This window comes from Pseudomonas sp. WS 5011 (genome assembly GCF_012985775.1).
Lineage (GTDB): Bacteria > Pseudomonadota > Gammaproteobacteria > Pseudomonadales > Pseudomonadaceae > Aquipseudomonas > Aquipseudomonas peli.
In genome coordinates this window covers 65,787-79,181 of sequence record NZ_JAAQXA010000014.1, presented here as the reverse complement: position 1 = coordinate 79,181, position 13,395 = coordinate 65,787, and the positions used below count along the sequence as shown (strand labels likewise).

11 protein-coding genes are annotated in these 13,395 nt (G+C 60.8%); 7 read left to right on the top strand and 4 right to left on the bottom strand.

Going from position 1 to position 13,395, the window contains the following annotated elements; translation table 11 throughout:
• The first annotated feature begins 73 nt into the window (after nucleotides 1-73).
• A complete protein-coding gene (locus tag HBN63_RS15445; RefSeq protein ID WP_170050048.1) occupies nucleotides 74-1,282 on the top strand; it encodes an ATP-binding protein in 1,209 nt (402 codons plus the stop codon).
• 6 nt (nucleotides 1,283-1,288) lie between these two features.
• A complete protein-coding gene (locus tag HBN63_RS15440; RefSeq protein ID WP_170050047.1) occupies nucleotides 1,289-2,695 on the top strand; it encodes a sigma-54 dependent transcriptional regulator in 1,407 nt (468 codons plus the stop codon).
• A gap of 79 nt (nucleotides 2,696-2,774) precedes the next feature.
• Here HBN63_RS15440 and lapD read toward each other — a convergent pair whose 3' ends face one another.
• The 4 genes from lapD to HBN63_RS15420 form a co-directional block, all read right to left on the bottom strand.
• The gene (gene lapD / locus HBN63_RS15435; RefSeq protein WP_170050046.1) at nucleotides 2,775-4,724 is read right to left on the bottom strand and encodes a cyclic di-GMP receptor LapD; all 1,950 of its coding nucleotides are present in this window, start codon (nucleotides 4,722-4,724) and stop codon (nucleotides 2,775-2,777) included.
• Between the two features lie 9 nt (nucleotides 4,725-4,733).
• The gene (gene lapG / locus HBN63_RS15430) at nucleotides 4,734-5,426 is read right to left on the bottom strand and encodes a cysteine protease LapG (RefSeq protein WP_170050045.1); all 693 of its coding nucleotides are present in this window, start codon (nucleotides 5,424-5,426) and stop codon (nucleotides 4,734-4,736) included.
• A 145-nt stretch (nucleotides 5,427-5,571) separates the two neighbouring features.
• Entirely contained in the window at nucleotides 5,572-5,985 is a 414-nt protein-coding gene (locus HBN63_RS15425; RefSeq protein WP_170050044.1) for a YbaN family protein, read from the bottom strand.
• 9 nt (nucleotides 5,986-5,994) lie between these two features.
• Nucleotides 5,995-6,582 carry a YecA family protein gene (locus tag HBN63_RS15420; RefSeq protein WP_090248233.1) on the bottom strand — a complete coding sequence of 196 codons (588 nt, stop codon included), beginning with the start codon at nucleotides 6,580-6,582 and terminating at the stop codon, nucleotides 5,995-5,997.
• 165 nt (nucleotides 6,583-6,747) lie between these two features.
• Between HBN63_RS15420 and recQ the strand changes: the two genes are divergently transcribed.
• The 5 genes from recQ to HBN63_RS15395 all read left to right on the top strand — a co-directional run bounded on the left by recQ (nucleotide 6,748) and on the right by HBN63_RS15395 (nucleotide 13,198).
• Nucleotides 6,748-8,874, top strand: coding sequence for a DNA helicase RecQ (gene recQ / locus HBN63_RS15415; RefSeq protein WP_170050043.1), 2,127 nt, complete (start codon nucleotides 6,748-6,750; stop codon nucleotides 8,872-8,874).
• Between the two features lie 98 nt (nucleotides 8,875-8,972).
• Nucleotides 8,973-10,136, top strand: coding sequence for a diguanylate cyclase (locus HBN63_RS15410; protein WP_170050042.1), 1,164 nt, complete (start codon nucleotides 8,973-8,975; stop codon nucleotides 10,134-10,136).
• Between the two features lie 115 nt (nucleotides 10,137-10,251).
• A complete protein-coding gene (locus tag HBN63_RS15405; RefSeq protein WP_167141523.1) occupies nucleotides 10,252-11,268 on the top strand; it encodes a DUF2804 domain-containing protein in 1,017 nt (338 codons plus the stop codon).
• 92 nt (nucleotides 11,269-11,360) lie between these two features.
• Nucleotides 11,361-11,795, top strand: coding sequence for a MarR family transcriptional regulator (locus HBN63_RS15400; RefSeq protein ID WP_090248226.1), 435 nt, complete (start codon nucleotides 11,361-11,363; stop codon nucleotides 11,793-11,795).
• A complete protein-coding gene (locus HBN63_RS15395) occupies nucleotides 11,795-13,198 on the top strand; it encodes a DHA2 family efflux MFS transporter permease subunit (protein WP_170050041.1) in 1,404 nt (467 codons plus the stop codon). The genes HBN63_RS15400 and HBN63_RS15395 overlap by 1 nt, the downstream gene beginning before the upstream one ends.
• Nucleotides 13,199-13,395: the final 197 nt, after the last annotated feature.

Below are 13,395 nucleotides of genomic sequence, written 5' to 3'. Positions count from 1 at the left end.
TTTTCAGGCACGGGTATTGCTATCTCTCTTGCAACTGACTGTCTTATGACGGCTCGCTGCGCGAGAGAGAACCATGAACGCCAACGCCCAACGCCCTGAAGAATCCGAAGCGCCCGCTCCCGCGGAGCAGGCCAGCCGTGCCGGGCTTGAACAGGCCTTTGCCTTGTTCAACCAGATGTCGACCCAGCTCAGCACCTCTTACAGCATGCTGGAAGCGCGGGTGACTGAGCTCAAGGGCCAGCTGGCGCTGGTCAGTGCTCAGCGTATGCAGGAGCTGGCCGAGAAAGAGCGCTTGGCTCACCGTCTGCAGAGCCTGCTGGATCTGCTGCCTGGCGGGGTGATTGTGATCGACGGTCAGGGCGTGGTGCGCGAAGCCAATCCGGTGGCGCGTAATCTGCTCGGCCAACCATTGGTGGGTATGCTCTGGCGCCAGGTGATCGCGCGCAACTTTGCCCCGCGTGAAGATGACGGCCATGAAATCTCCCTGAAGGATGGCCGGCGTTTGTCGATTGCCACCCGCTCACTGCATGCCGAGCCTGGCCAGTTGGTGCTGCTGACCGACCTGACAGAAACCCGGCGCTTGCAGGATCAGCTGTCTCGCCACGAGCGTCTGTCTGCCCTTGGCCGCATGGTTGCCTCTCTGGCGCATCAGATTCGTACGCCACTCTCTGCCGCATTGCTCTATGCCAGTCATCTGACTGAACAGGTACTGCCGGTTGAGCAGCAGCAGCGTTTTGCTGGCCGCCTGAAAGAGCGTCTGCACGAGCTGGAACATCAGGTGCGTGACATGCTGATCTTTGCCCGTGGCGAGCTGCCGTTGCCGGATCGCTTGGCACCCAAGGCACTGTTCGCGGCTCTGCGCAGCGCCGCCGAACCCCACGTGCTGGATATGCAGGTACGTTGGCAATGCGACAGCCGCGCGGGGGAGCTGCTGTGCAACCGCGACACTCTGGTTGGCACGGTGCTCAATTTGATCGAAAACGCGATTCAGGCCGGCGGTCGTGAGGCGCGCTTGAAGATTCATCTGTATCAGCGCGGCGAAACGCTACGCCTGTGCATCAGCGACAACGGCCCTGGCATCGACAGCGCGACGCTGGCGCGGCTTGGCGAACCCTTCTTTACCACCAAAACCACCGGCACCGGGCTTGGCCTGGCCGTGGTCAAGGCAGTGGCGCGTGCCCATCAAGGCGATGTGCAGCTGCGTTCGCGGCCGGGGCGTGGCACCTGCGCCATTCTCACCCTACCGCTGCTTGGTGCTACGCACCCTTTGATTCAGGAGTAACCATCCATGGCGAGCAAAATTCTACTGGTCGAAGATGACCGCGCCCTGCGCGAAGCCCTGGCCGATACCCTGGCGCTGGGTGGGCATGATTACCGCGCGGTGGATTGCGCCGAAGCGGCGCTGCTGGCAATCGCCGAAGAACCTTTCGGCCTGGTGGTCAGCGACGTAAACATGCCCGGCATGGATGGCCACCAGTTGCTCGCGCAGATTCGTCAGCGTCAGCCGCAACTTCCGGTGCTGCTGATGACTGCGTTTGGCGCGGTGGAGCGGGCGGTGGATGCCATGCGCCAGGGCGCAGCGGATTATCTGGTCAAACCCTTTGAGCCAAAGGCGTTACTGACGCTGGTGGATCGGCATGCACTGGGGCGTATTTCTGTCAGCGAGCAGGATGGTCCCGTTGCCGAAGAACCGGCCAGCGTGCAACTGCTGGCGTTGGCCACGCGGGTGGCGCAAAGCGATTCCACGGTGTTGATCACGGGCGAGTCCGGTACGGGTAAAGAAGTGTTGGCGCGTTTTATCCACCAGCAATCGCCACGCGGCAGCAAACCCTTTATCGCCATTAACTGCGCGGCGATTCCGGACAACATGCTCGAAGCCACGCTGTTCGGCCATGAAAAAGGCGCGTTCACCGGAGCAATTGCCAGCGCACCGGGCAAGTTCGAGCTGGCTGAAGGCGGCACCATTCTGCTCGACGAGATTTCCGAGATGCCACTGGGTCTGCAGGCCAAGCTGCTGCGCGTGCTGCAAGAGCGCGAGGTAGAGAGGGTGGGTGCACGCAAGCCGATTACCTTGGATATCCGCGTGCTGGCCACCAGTAACCGTGACCTGGCCGCAGAAGTGGCGGCGGGGCGTTTCCGGGAAGATCTCTACTATCGCCTGTCGGTGTTCCCACTGGCATGGCAACCGCTACGTGAGCGCCCTGCGGACATCGTGCCGCTGGCTGAGCGCTTGCTGGCCAAGTACGTGAAGAAAATGAACCACGCGCCGATTCGGCTTACCCCGCAGGCGCAGATGAGCCTGATGAGCCATAGCTGGCCGGGCAATGTGCGCGAGCTGGATAACGCGATTCAGCGCGCATTGATCCTGCAGCAGGGCGGGCTGATTCAGCCACAGGATCTTTGCCTGTTGGCACCTATTGGTTCGGCCGTTACGCCGCCCGCGCAACCGCTGTTGTCGGTGGTGGTCAATAGCGCACCTGCGCAGCAGGACGCCTCGCCGGCTGAAGCTGGTGCATTGGGCGATGATCTGCGTCGGCATGAATTTCAGATGATCATCGATACCTTGCGTGCCGAGCGTGGTCGTCGCAAGGAAGCCGCTGAGCGCCTGGGCATCAGCCCGCGTACCTTGCGCTACAAGCTGGCGCAGATGCGTGATGCCGGGATGGATGTGGAAGGTTATCTGTTTGCCAGCTGAGCCGCTGTTGGCTGGGCTCTAAACGCTGTACTTGAATCGGGGTAGGCCGTAGTCGGACTACCCCGTTTGCTTTAGAACATTAGTCTTTCCACGGTTCCGGTGCGCCCAGTAGGCGGCCCATGGCGCCATATAGCCCCAACTCCTTGAGCACTGCCAGCTCGCCCTCGGTTTCCACCATTTCGGCAATCAACGGCAGGTCAATGCTGTTGGTGGCGCGGAACACCGCCTCGATAAACATACGTTTGTCGCTTTCCTGATCGATAGCGCGGATATAGGTGCCGTCGAGTTTCAGGTAGGCCAGGCCAAGGTGGGTAAGGTTACCGATCAGGCTGAAACGCCCGCCGAAGTGCTGCAGGCCAAGGCTGAAGCCGGTTTCGCGTACGCTCTGGCTGAGCGCTTCCAGTTCGGCTGCCGGCGGCAGGTGGCGCTCGTCCACCTCAAGTGTCAGCAGGCGGGCCTGCTGCGGGTGCTGCCTGAGGATGTCGAACATGCGCTTAAGGGTTTCTGTATCGCGCAGGGTCGCTGCCGACAGGCTCAGGGCCAGCGGCGCTGCATGCAGACTGAGATGTGCCAGGCTGTGTTCGAGCATGGCCAGGTCAAAGCGTGCGGTCCAACCCAGGCGTTCGATCCAGGGTAGGAAGCGGCCGGCGGCAATGGCTTCACCTTGCGGGTCAAGTAGACGCGCCAGCACCTTATGGTGCAGCAGCTGATTACGGTCGGCACATTGCGTGACCGGCTGGAAATACAGCTGTAGCTTGCGCTTGTTCAGTGCGTCGTCGATCCAGGTGCGCCAGTCGTGCAATCCCTGCGTCGGTTGCGCGTTGTAGTCGTCCAGGCGAACCCAATAGCGGCTCGGGTCGTTCTGCGCTTGCGCCAGGGCCTGGTCAGCGCGGCCGATGACTTGGCTGGGCTCTTCACCCGGGCGGAAGGCGGCAATGCCCATATGCGCCACAGGCGTGCAGTCGCTGGCGCCAGTCTGGCGCAGGCTTTCCAGGCCTGTATACAGCTCGCCGGCGAGCAGGTCGGCTTCTTCGCTGCCAATGCCAGGGGCCAGCAGGCTGAACTCTCCACCCCGGCTGCGTGAGGCCAGCCAGTCTGAGCGGTTGGTCTGGTTAAGCAGGCGCTTGAGCAGCTCGCCGATGGCGGCAATCAGAGCGTCGGTCTGCTGGCCGCCGAGGCGCTGGTTAAGCCCGCCGAGGTCGTTGACCCGCAACAGCAGCAGATAGCCTTCGGCATTCTGCTCACTGACCACTAACTGGTGGGCCAGGCGGATATCGAACAAGCGGCGGTTGGCCAGGCCGGTGATGCTGTCCTGGTAGGCCTCTTCACGCAGTTTCTCGCTGCGTGCGGCTTCTTCGGCGAACAAGGTTTTCAGCTTTTCCACCATCTGGTTCATGGCGGTGACGACGCGTTTAAGTTCTGGGGTGCGCGGTACCTTGGGCAGGGTGAGGAACTCACGGCGGGTGATGGCCTGGGCCTGCTGCACCATGTTGTCCAGCGGGCGCAGTTGGGTGCGCAGCAGCCAGCCGCCGAGTACGGCGCTGACCAGACCACAGAGCAGCAGCCAGATCAGGCTGCCGATGGCGCTGTCCCAGAGTTTGGCCAGGGCGAATTGCGGGTGGCTGAGCACCTCGACCCGTGCGGCCTGTTCCCAGCCGCGCATGATCAGCGCATCGCCGCCCTGGGGCTGCAGGTCCACCAGCTCGCTGAACCAGGTTGGGACGGTTTCTGCGCTGGCATCGTCGCTGCGCCGTTCGACTATCACCTCATCATCAGGGATGCGCACCACGCGGATGCTGGTGAAGTAGCCGCTGTCGAAGATCGAGCTGACCATCAGCTCGATCATCGCCGGGTCATCCACGTGCGGGGTCATCGACAGGCCCAGCGCGGTTGCGGCGTCCTGGGCGTGGGAGCGCAGCTGGCTGAGCAATTGCTCACGCGAGCTTTCCACCCCGGCGATAAAACTGCCGGTAAAGGCCACTACCAGGAACAGGCAGATGGCGAGAAATAGCTGCTTGAGTAGAGACATAGGTTCCTCCTAGCCTTCGCCGATGGCGAAGCCCTCCGTACGCATTTTTCTCAAGATGTCCTGCCAGCGCGAGAGCTTCTTGGAGTCGCTCTTTCTGCTGGTGGAACCCGGGAGATAGAGGCCTTCGGCGTTGAATGCATAGACCGGTAGCAGGTCTTTACGTTGCGAGGCGGGTTTTATTTCATTGATCAGGTTGTCCAGCACCAGTGGTTCGGCACCGGGACTGGCGTAGTAGGTCAGGACCATATGCGCCTGATTGTAATTGAGCGCCTTTACATAAGTGATGCGCAGTTTGTCGCTGGGGATGCCGAGGCGGCGCAGGGTGAAATATTTGGCGATGGAGTAGTCTTCGCAGTCACCTTCGCCCTTGACCAGCATCTCGATGGGCGTGGCCCAGTAATCGTTCTGTTTCCACAGACGGATATCGTCGGTAAAGCGGATCTGCCGATTGAAGAAGCGGTTGACCTCGGTGAGCTTGTCTCTTTCGCTGCTGCTGCTACTGGCCTTAATTTGCGCTTCCCAGGCCTGGATGCGCTGCTTGGCTGCGCCGAGTTTGCCGTAGCGGCTTTCGGCATTTTGTAGGATCACGCCGAAGTCCCAGTTGGCAAGGGCGCTGGCTAAGCCGATCAGCAGGATGCAGCCGCCTAGCAACGCTCGGTTGAGGCGCTTGAACCATCCATGAGTAAGCTGACGGGGTGGCATGTACCGCGCCTCGGCCGGGGATTGGAAAAGTCTAGGTGGTACTGCTGATTTTTGCCGCGCTGACTATACCGAATGTCGGTTGGCTTGAGCGCGACAAGAGGTTGCTTGCAGTTTTGTGCTGGTCGCTAGGGGCGCGTAACAACCATCAGGGTTTGCTCAGGGTTTTCTGTTTAAGGATGTACAAGCTGACCAAGACCGCGCTGGTCAGCATAAAAGCACGGGCCCAGAACAACGGCACCAGGTAGCACGACAGGCCGATGCTCAGCCACATCAGGCCTATGGCGTAGACCTTACCTTTTAGTGGAATGCCCTGACCCTCGAGGTAATCAACGATCCACGGGCCAAGCTGGCGGTGATTGACCAGCCACAGGTAGAAGCGCTTCGAGCTGCGCATAAAGCACGCAGCCGCCAGCAGCAGAAAAGGCGTGGTGGGCAGTACTGGGAGGAAGATGCCGATAACACCCAGTGCCACGCTCAGCCAGCCGATGGCCAGCAGAACGTAGCGAATAACGGGGTTGCGCTGCTCTTGAACAGGCGGCACCGGAATCTCACGCGCCATGGCGCGTGCTTAGTGGTGGCGAGGCTTCAGAAGAGCCGGCTTTTCTTCCGGCGCATGGCAAAGCAGGAACAGTGCGGTCAGCAGCTCAGGGATCTGCTCGACCATGCTGTCGACCAGGTCGCGGTCACGGGCGATCTCGGCGAATTCAGGTTGCTCGTCGAACAGGCCGGAACCGACCATGATCGGCAGCAGCAGCTCGCTGACTTCATCTTCGGCGTCGTCGAACCATACCGCTTCACGCAGGAAAACCCCTTCCATAAAGCCGATGCACCAGCCGCGCAGGTCGGAATCGTCTGGTTCTTCGCCCAGGTCGAGGTCGCACGGTACGTCGGGCTCATCGTCGCTGGCCAGTTGGCGGGCGATATGGCTTTGCAGCTGAATCAGGGTCGCTTCGATCTCTTCACGCTCGGCATCACTGCGGTAATGCGGCGCCTCGGAGAACAGCGCGTCAATCCACTCGCGCTCAGGGACCGGCTCTGGGCAGATCGACAACGCGGTCAGGTAGCCGTGGGCGGCGATGTAGTCCAGTGCCTCTTCATGCAGCTCATCGGCATCGAGGAAGGCTTGCAGGCGGGAGAGTTGCTCGGCGAAGGACATCGGGGGCTACCTTGAAGGAGTAAACGAGGCTGAATTCTAGTCTAGAGCGGCCAGTGCAGCCATAGCCGCGGCCATGGCGGGTGAAAATCGGATCAAACGCCAGCATGCCTGCGCGTGCCCAAGCGGCACTTGCGTATAATGCGCGGCTTGTTTCGGAGACCCTTCATGCTCGAACACGCGCAACGCATCCTCAAAGACGTCTTTGGCTACGACAGTTTTCGTGGCCGTCAGGGTGCCATTATCGAGCGCGTGGCCAGCGGTGGTGATGCCCTGGTACTGATGCCCACCGGTGGCGGCAAGTCACTGTGCTTCCAGGTGCCGGCTCTGTTGCGCGATGGCCTGGCAGTGGTGGTGTCGCCGCTGATTGCGTTGATGGATGATCAGGTCGCCACCCTTGATGAGCTGGGCGTGGCCGCGGTGGCGCTGAACTCGACCTTGAGCGCCGATGAGCAGCGCGAGATCGCCGAGCGAATCAAACGCGGCGAAATCAAGATGCTTTACCTGGCTCCCGAGCGGCTGGTGCAGCCGCGCATGCTGAGCTTTCTGCAGAACCTCGACATTGCCCTATTCGCCATCGACGAGGCGCATTGCGTGTCGCAGTGGGGGCATGATTTCCGCCCCGAATACCTGCAGCTGGGCCAGTTGGCCGAGCTGTTCCCCAATGTGCCGCGTATTGCTTTGACTGCCACGGCCGACATGCGCACCCGTGAGGAAATCGTTCAGCGCCTGCACCTGCAGAATGCCGAGCGTTTCCTGTCGAGCTTCGACCGGCCGAACATCTTCTACCGCATCGTGCCCAAGGAGCAGCCACGCAAGCAGCTGCTGAGCTTTTTGACTGCGCGCAAGGGCGATGCTGGCATCGTGTATTGCCTGTCGCGCAAGAAGGTCGAGGAAGTGGCCACGTTCCTCTCTGAGCAAGGCTTCCCCGCGTTGCCTTATCACGCCGGCCTGGCCAACGAGTTGCGCGCCTATCACCAGAAGCGCTTTCTCAATGAGGAAGGGCTGATCATGGTGGCGACCATCGCCTTCGGCATGGGCATCGATAAACCCAACGTGCGCTTTGTCGCCCACCTTGATCTGCCGAAATCCCTGGAAGCTTATTATCAGGAAACCGGTCGCGCCGGCCGTGATGGCCTGCCCGCAGATGCCTGGATGGCTTACGGCCTGCAGGATGTGATCTTCCTCAAGCAGATGCTTAACAACTCCGAAGGCGACGAGCGGCATAAGCGCGTCGAGCAGCACAAGCTCGATGCCATGCTCGCCCTGTGTGAGGAAACCCGCTGCCGGCGCCAGGCGCTGCTGGCTTATTTCGACGAAGACATGCCGCAGCCCTGCGGTCATTGCGATAACTGCATCGACGGTGTGCAGACCTGGGATGCCACCGAGCCGGCGCGTCAGGCGCTGTCGGCAATCTACCGCACCGGTCAGCGTTATGGCGTGGGTCATCTGGTTGATGTGTTGCTCGGGCGCGATAACGAGAAAATTCGTACCGTGGGTCATCAGCATTTGGCCGTGTTTGGTATTGGTAAGGCGCTGGCAGAGGGTGAGTGGCGTTCGCTGTTTCGTCAGTTGGTGGCGCGCGGTTTGGCGGATGTTGATTTGGACGGTTTTGGTGGGCTGCGCCTTTCTGACAGTTGCCGGCCTTTGCTCAAGGGAGAGGTCAGCCTGCAGCTACGCCGTGATCTGAAACCCCAGCAAAGCGCCAAGGCCTCCAGCAGTGCGGCTAGCCAGCTGGTGCGTGGTGAGGAACGCGGCCAGTGGGAAGCGCTGCGCGCCTTGCGGCGCAAACTGGCGGAAGAGCATGGCGTGCCGCCGTATGTGATCTTCCCGGATGCCACCTTGCTGGAGATGCTGCGTAGCCAGCCCAGCACCCTGGCTGAAATGGCGCGGGTCAGTGGCGTCGGTGCGCGCAAGCTGGAACGCTATGGTGAGGCCTTCCTGGCGGTGCTCGGTGCGGATGATGAAGCACCGCGTGCAGTGGTTGATTTACGGCATGAGCTGGTCAGCCTGGCCCGTGCCGGCATGACACCCGCGCAGATTGCCAGCCAGCTGAGTTGCAGCGAGAAGAATGTTTACGGTCTGCTGGCCGAAGCCATTGGTCGGCAGCAGCTGTCCTTGGAACAGGCGCTGGATGTACCTGAGGGATTGCTCGGCGAAATTCAGGATGCCTTCCTCGATGGCGAAGGTGAGTTGCCACCGGTAGCGGCGATCAGTGAGCAGTTTGCCGGGCGGGTTGAGCTTGGCATCCTGCACTGCGTACGTGCTGCCTTGCAGGCTGAATTCGAGGCCTGACAAGCCTCGCGTAGCAGTTATCCCTGCGGATGGTTCGGCTTGTGGCACCCGGTATGAGCGGCTAAGGTGGTTTCAGCCACTCCGCTGCAGAGGTTCCGGTGCCGCTTTCCCATGCCTGGCTAGACGATGTTCGCCCCAGCCCCTATGCCGATCAGCTCGCCTTGGGCTTTCGACTGCTGCGTTTCTCTCGGCCGCTGGAGCAGGAGTACCGCAACTATGTGCGTGACGACACCTTCGAACTCAAGCGCATTGCCCTGGTTGTGGGCATTCTGGTGTGGCTGGCGTTTGCCGCGTTCGATTTCGTCCTGATTCGGGCGCCCGAGGTGTGGTGGATGCTGGCCATCCGTCTCGCCGTCTTACTGTTGCTGTGCCTGTTTGGTGTATTGCTGATTCAGCGCAAGCATGTTCATTTGCTGCAACCGCTTAGCTGGGTCAGCCTGCTTGCACTTGGCGCGGCAGCATCGTTGGTGGTGGGCATTGCCCATCGAGTGGACTCCAGTTACCCCTATGAAGGGTTGCTGTTGGTCTGTATGGCCGCCTACTTTCTGGCTGGGTTACGCCTGATCGAGGCGTTGTGCTGCTCTTTGCTGGTGCTGTTGGTATACGTCTGTGTCGAGCTACTGGTCGCCGATTTACCCATGCCTCGGTTGATCAATAACACCCTGTTTTTACTGTTTGGCAACTTGATGGGCGCGGTAGGGTGTTACTTGCTGGAGTTCAAGTCGCGCGAGCATTTTTTGATCAGCCGGTTGATGCGCGTACTGGCCGATCACGACAGCCTGACCGGCTTGCACAACCGCCGCAGTTTCAACCGCCAGTTCGAGCGCCTCTGGCGTCAGGCGCAGCGCGAACAGCGCAGCCTGGCGCTGTTGCTCTGCGATGTTGATCACTTCAAAGCCTACAACGACCACTACGGTCACCAAGCCGGCGACAACGTGTTGCAGCGCATAGGCAGCCTGCTGCAGGACGCGGCACGGCGTCCACTGGACATTGCTGTGCGTCTGGGCGGTGAGGAGTTTGCCGTGTTGCTTTACGACATCGGTGAAGCCGAAGCGCGGCATCACGCCGAAGCCCTGCGTCAGACTCTGCAGACCTTGAACATCCAACATGCCGGCTCGGATACGGCAAGCATGCTGACCATGTCGATTGGTATTTCCTGTATCCAGCCTGCCGCTGGGGGGGCGTTGGCGCAGCTCTATGAGCATGCAGATCGCGCACTTTATGAAGCCAAGGCTTTTGGCCGCAATCAGGTCGTGGCCTGAGAGTCTGGGCTTGAGGTGGCCGATTTTGCCGCTGCGCTTGGCGCCTGCGGTGAATGCTCGGAGCAAAGTCGCGGTGCTAGCATCGCTGAGGTTTTTTTCTTGAGTGATTGCTCCGATGGATCGACTGATTCAGGCCGACGGCCAGCCGCATTACGGCATCTTTCCCGCCGCGCCGGGGCTGATCAACTACCGCGATTTTGATTTCCGCTCGCCTATGGGGCGCAAGTTGGGTGCGTTAGCCAAATGGCGGCGTTTTCATCAATTCCAGTATTTCGGCCTGATCAGCGATGAGCTGATTGGCGGCTGCGCGCTGGCCAACCTCAGCCTGTTGGGCGTGGGATTTGTCTATCTGTTCCACCCGGCCAGCGGGCGCATGATCGAGCGTCAGTTCAAGCTGCCGCTGGGCTTTGGCAGCCAGTTCTCGCAGACCCCAGATCAGGGCGTGTGCGAGGTGCGTAGCGGCGGCAATCTGCTGCGCTTGGAGAACAGCTCCGTATCGAAGGAAAAGCGTCTGCTGGTGGAACTGGATGACGGCACTCGCATCGACGCCTGTTTCTCTGAGGCAGAACCTGCTTTTCAGCCGATGTGCATCAACACGCCGACGGCGGTCAATGGCTGGGTCTATGCACAGAAAGTGGCGGGGGTACGCTGCACCGGGCAAGTGCGCAGTGCGCTGGGGGATTTCGACCTGGCGCAGATCGGCGCATTTGCCCACCACGACTGGTCGGCCGGTTATATGCGCCCGGAGACCCATTGGAACTGGGCCTGCTTATCCGGTCCGGCCGGGGAGCAGCGGGTCGGGCTTAACCTGTCCTGCGGGGTCAATGAAAGTAGCTTTACCGAGAACTGCTTCTGGCTGGATGGCGAGCTGCTCAAGGTCGATACCGTGCGCTTTGCCTTTGATCGTGATCAGCCGCTGCAGCCTTGGTTGATCAACTCCTATGACGGCCAGGTGGAGCTGCGCTTCGAGGGACGTGGCCTGCACAAGGAGCGATTGAACGTAGGGCTGCTGGCGAGCAACTTCAAACAGATATTTGGCCAGTTCACCGGCGTACTGCGCCCGACTGGCCGGCCCGAAGTGCGCATCGACAACCTCTGGGGCTTTGTTGAAGATCAGTATGTAAAGTGGTGAAACGGTTGTAAGCCTTCTGCAGGCTTGCCTCATGAAAAGGGTTATGGTTAGCTGGCTAATAATTAGTTTTTTATAGTTAAGAGCCGTTGTCCATGTCGCATACCGATCAACACCGTTTTGCCATGCAAGTTGCCCAGCTTTCCCGTGCCTGGCGTGCCGAATTGGATCGCCGCCTGGTCGGCCTAGGGCTTTCCCAGGCCCGCTGGTTGGTGCTGCTGCATCTGGGGCGCTTTGCCGAATTGCCGACCCAGCGCGAGTTGGCGCAGAGCGTCGGTGTCGAAGGGCCGACCCTGGCGCGTCTGCTCGACAGCCTGGAAGCCCAGGGCCTGGTCAGCCGCCAGGCGGTGCCTGAAGACCGCCGCGCGAAGAAGATTGCCCTCAGCCCGCAGGCCCGCCCACTGATTGAAAAGATCGAAGCGATCTCTGCGCAACTGCGGCAGGAAGTGTTCGCTGGCATTGATGAAGACGAATTGCGCCGCTGCCAGAAGGTTCATGCCCAGGTGTTGAGTAACCTGGAAAAACGCTGATGCGTGACGACCTGCAGACTCTTCAGTACCGCTTTGGCCCGCGATACCCGCAGTGGTTGCTGGCGGTACTGATGGTCGGCAGCATGGCCATGGTCTTGGCCTCCACCAGTATCAATGTTGCCTTGCCGGCGATCATGGCGGATTTCGCCATTGGCCGGCCGCTGGCGCAGTGGCTGTCCACGGGGTTTCTCGCGGCCATGACCGCTGGCCTGCTGCTGGCCGCCTGGGCGCAGGCGCGCTTTGGTGCGCGGCGTACGGCGCAGTTCGGTCTGCTGCTGTTTATCCTCAGTTCACTGGTGGCGTTGGTGGCTCATGCCGCCTGGCAGCTGATTGCCTTGCGAGTCCTGCAGGGTCTCTGTGCGGGGATCGTGCAGCCGCTGGCCATGGTGCTGATTTTTCGGGTGTTCGCCGATGGCGGCCGCGGCATGGCGCTGGGCATATATGGTCTGGGGGTGATGCTGGCGCCGTCGCTGGGGCCGGGAATCGGTGGTTACCTGGTCGATCATTTCGGTTGGCCGTCGATTTTCTGGATGCCGCTGCCAATGTGCCTGCTGGCCATGCTCGCCGGGCAGTGGTTGCTGCCCAGTGAACGTGCGGCCAGCACCCCGCGTCTGGATATTCAGGCCTTTGCCTGGCTGTGTGTGGCGATATTTGCAGCGTTGGGCTTTCTTGCCGAGGCGCAGCGTTTTGCCTGGACTGCGCCGAGGGTCTGGTTACCGGGTTGCCTCGCACTGCTGGCAGGTGTGGCGTTTATCCTGCGCAGCCGGCGCGCTGCTCAGCCGCTGTTGCCGCTTGCCTTATGGCGGCATGCCGGGTTCCGCAGCGCCAGTTGGGTCGCCTTGACCCTAGGGTTGGGCTTGTATGGTTCCACTTACCTGATTCCGCTGTATTTGCAGACCGTTGAAGGCTTCAGCGCCGGACGCTCGGGTCTGCTGCTGTTGCCGGCGGGAATCTTGATGGGCATGGCGTCCTTTCTCGGCGGCTGGCTTAGTGATCGACTGTCTGCGGCCGTGCTGCTGAGTGGCGGGCTGTTGATCTTTGCCTTGTCGGCGGCGGGGATGGCTTGGGTTGAGCAGGGCGCCTCATTCATTCAACTGTGTTTCTGGGCCTGTGTCGGGCGTATTGGTCTGGGCGTGTTGCTGCCGGCCTTGAGCACCGGTTCGCTGGATATCCTCAGTCCTGAGGAACTGGCTCAAGGCGCTGGCGCCATCACCTTCGTGCGTCAGCTCGGCGGCGCATTCGGGGTCAACCTGCTGACCTTCTTTCTGGAATGGCGGCACAGCGCCGAAGGCGGCGATCATTTCGCGGAGATGCTCGCCTTCAAGCAGAGTTTCTGGTTGGTGGTTGGCGTCTTCACGATCACGGTTTTGGCGGCCTGGGGCGTCAAATCGACAAGACACTGACAGCTAAACGGTAGTGTGATGGAGTTGTCATTTTATTGACTGCGAGCCTATGCTTGCACTTGTGGTGGCTTTTTGACTAACGGCGGTTGGTATTTCTGTATTCAGTACGCCGTAATTATTGCTATGCACCAGCCGGGTTAAACATGGAACGTAGTCCCAAGGCCGCATTTGCCCTCTTCTTATACCTTCGCAAGCGC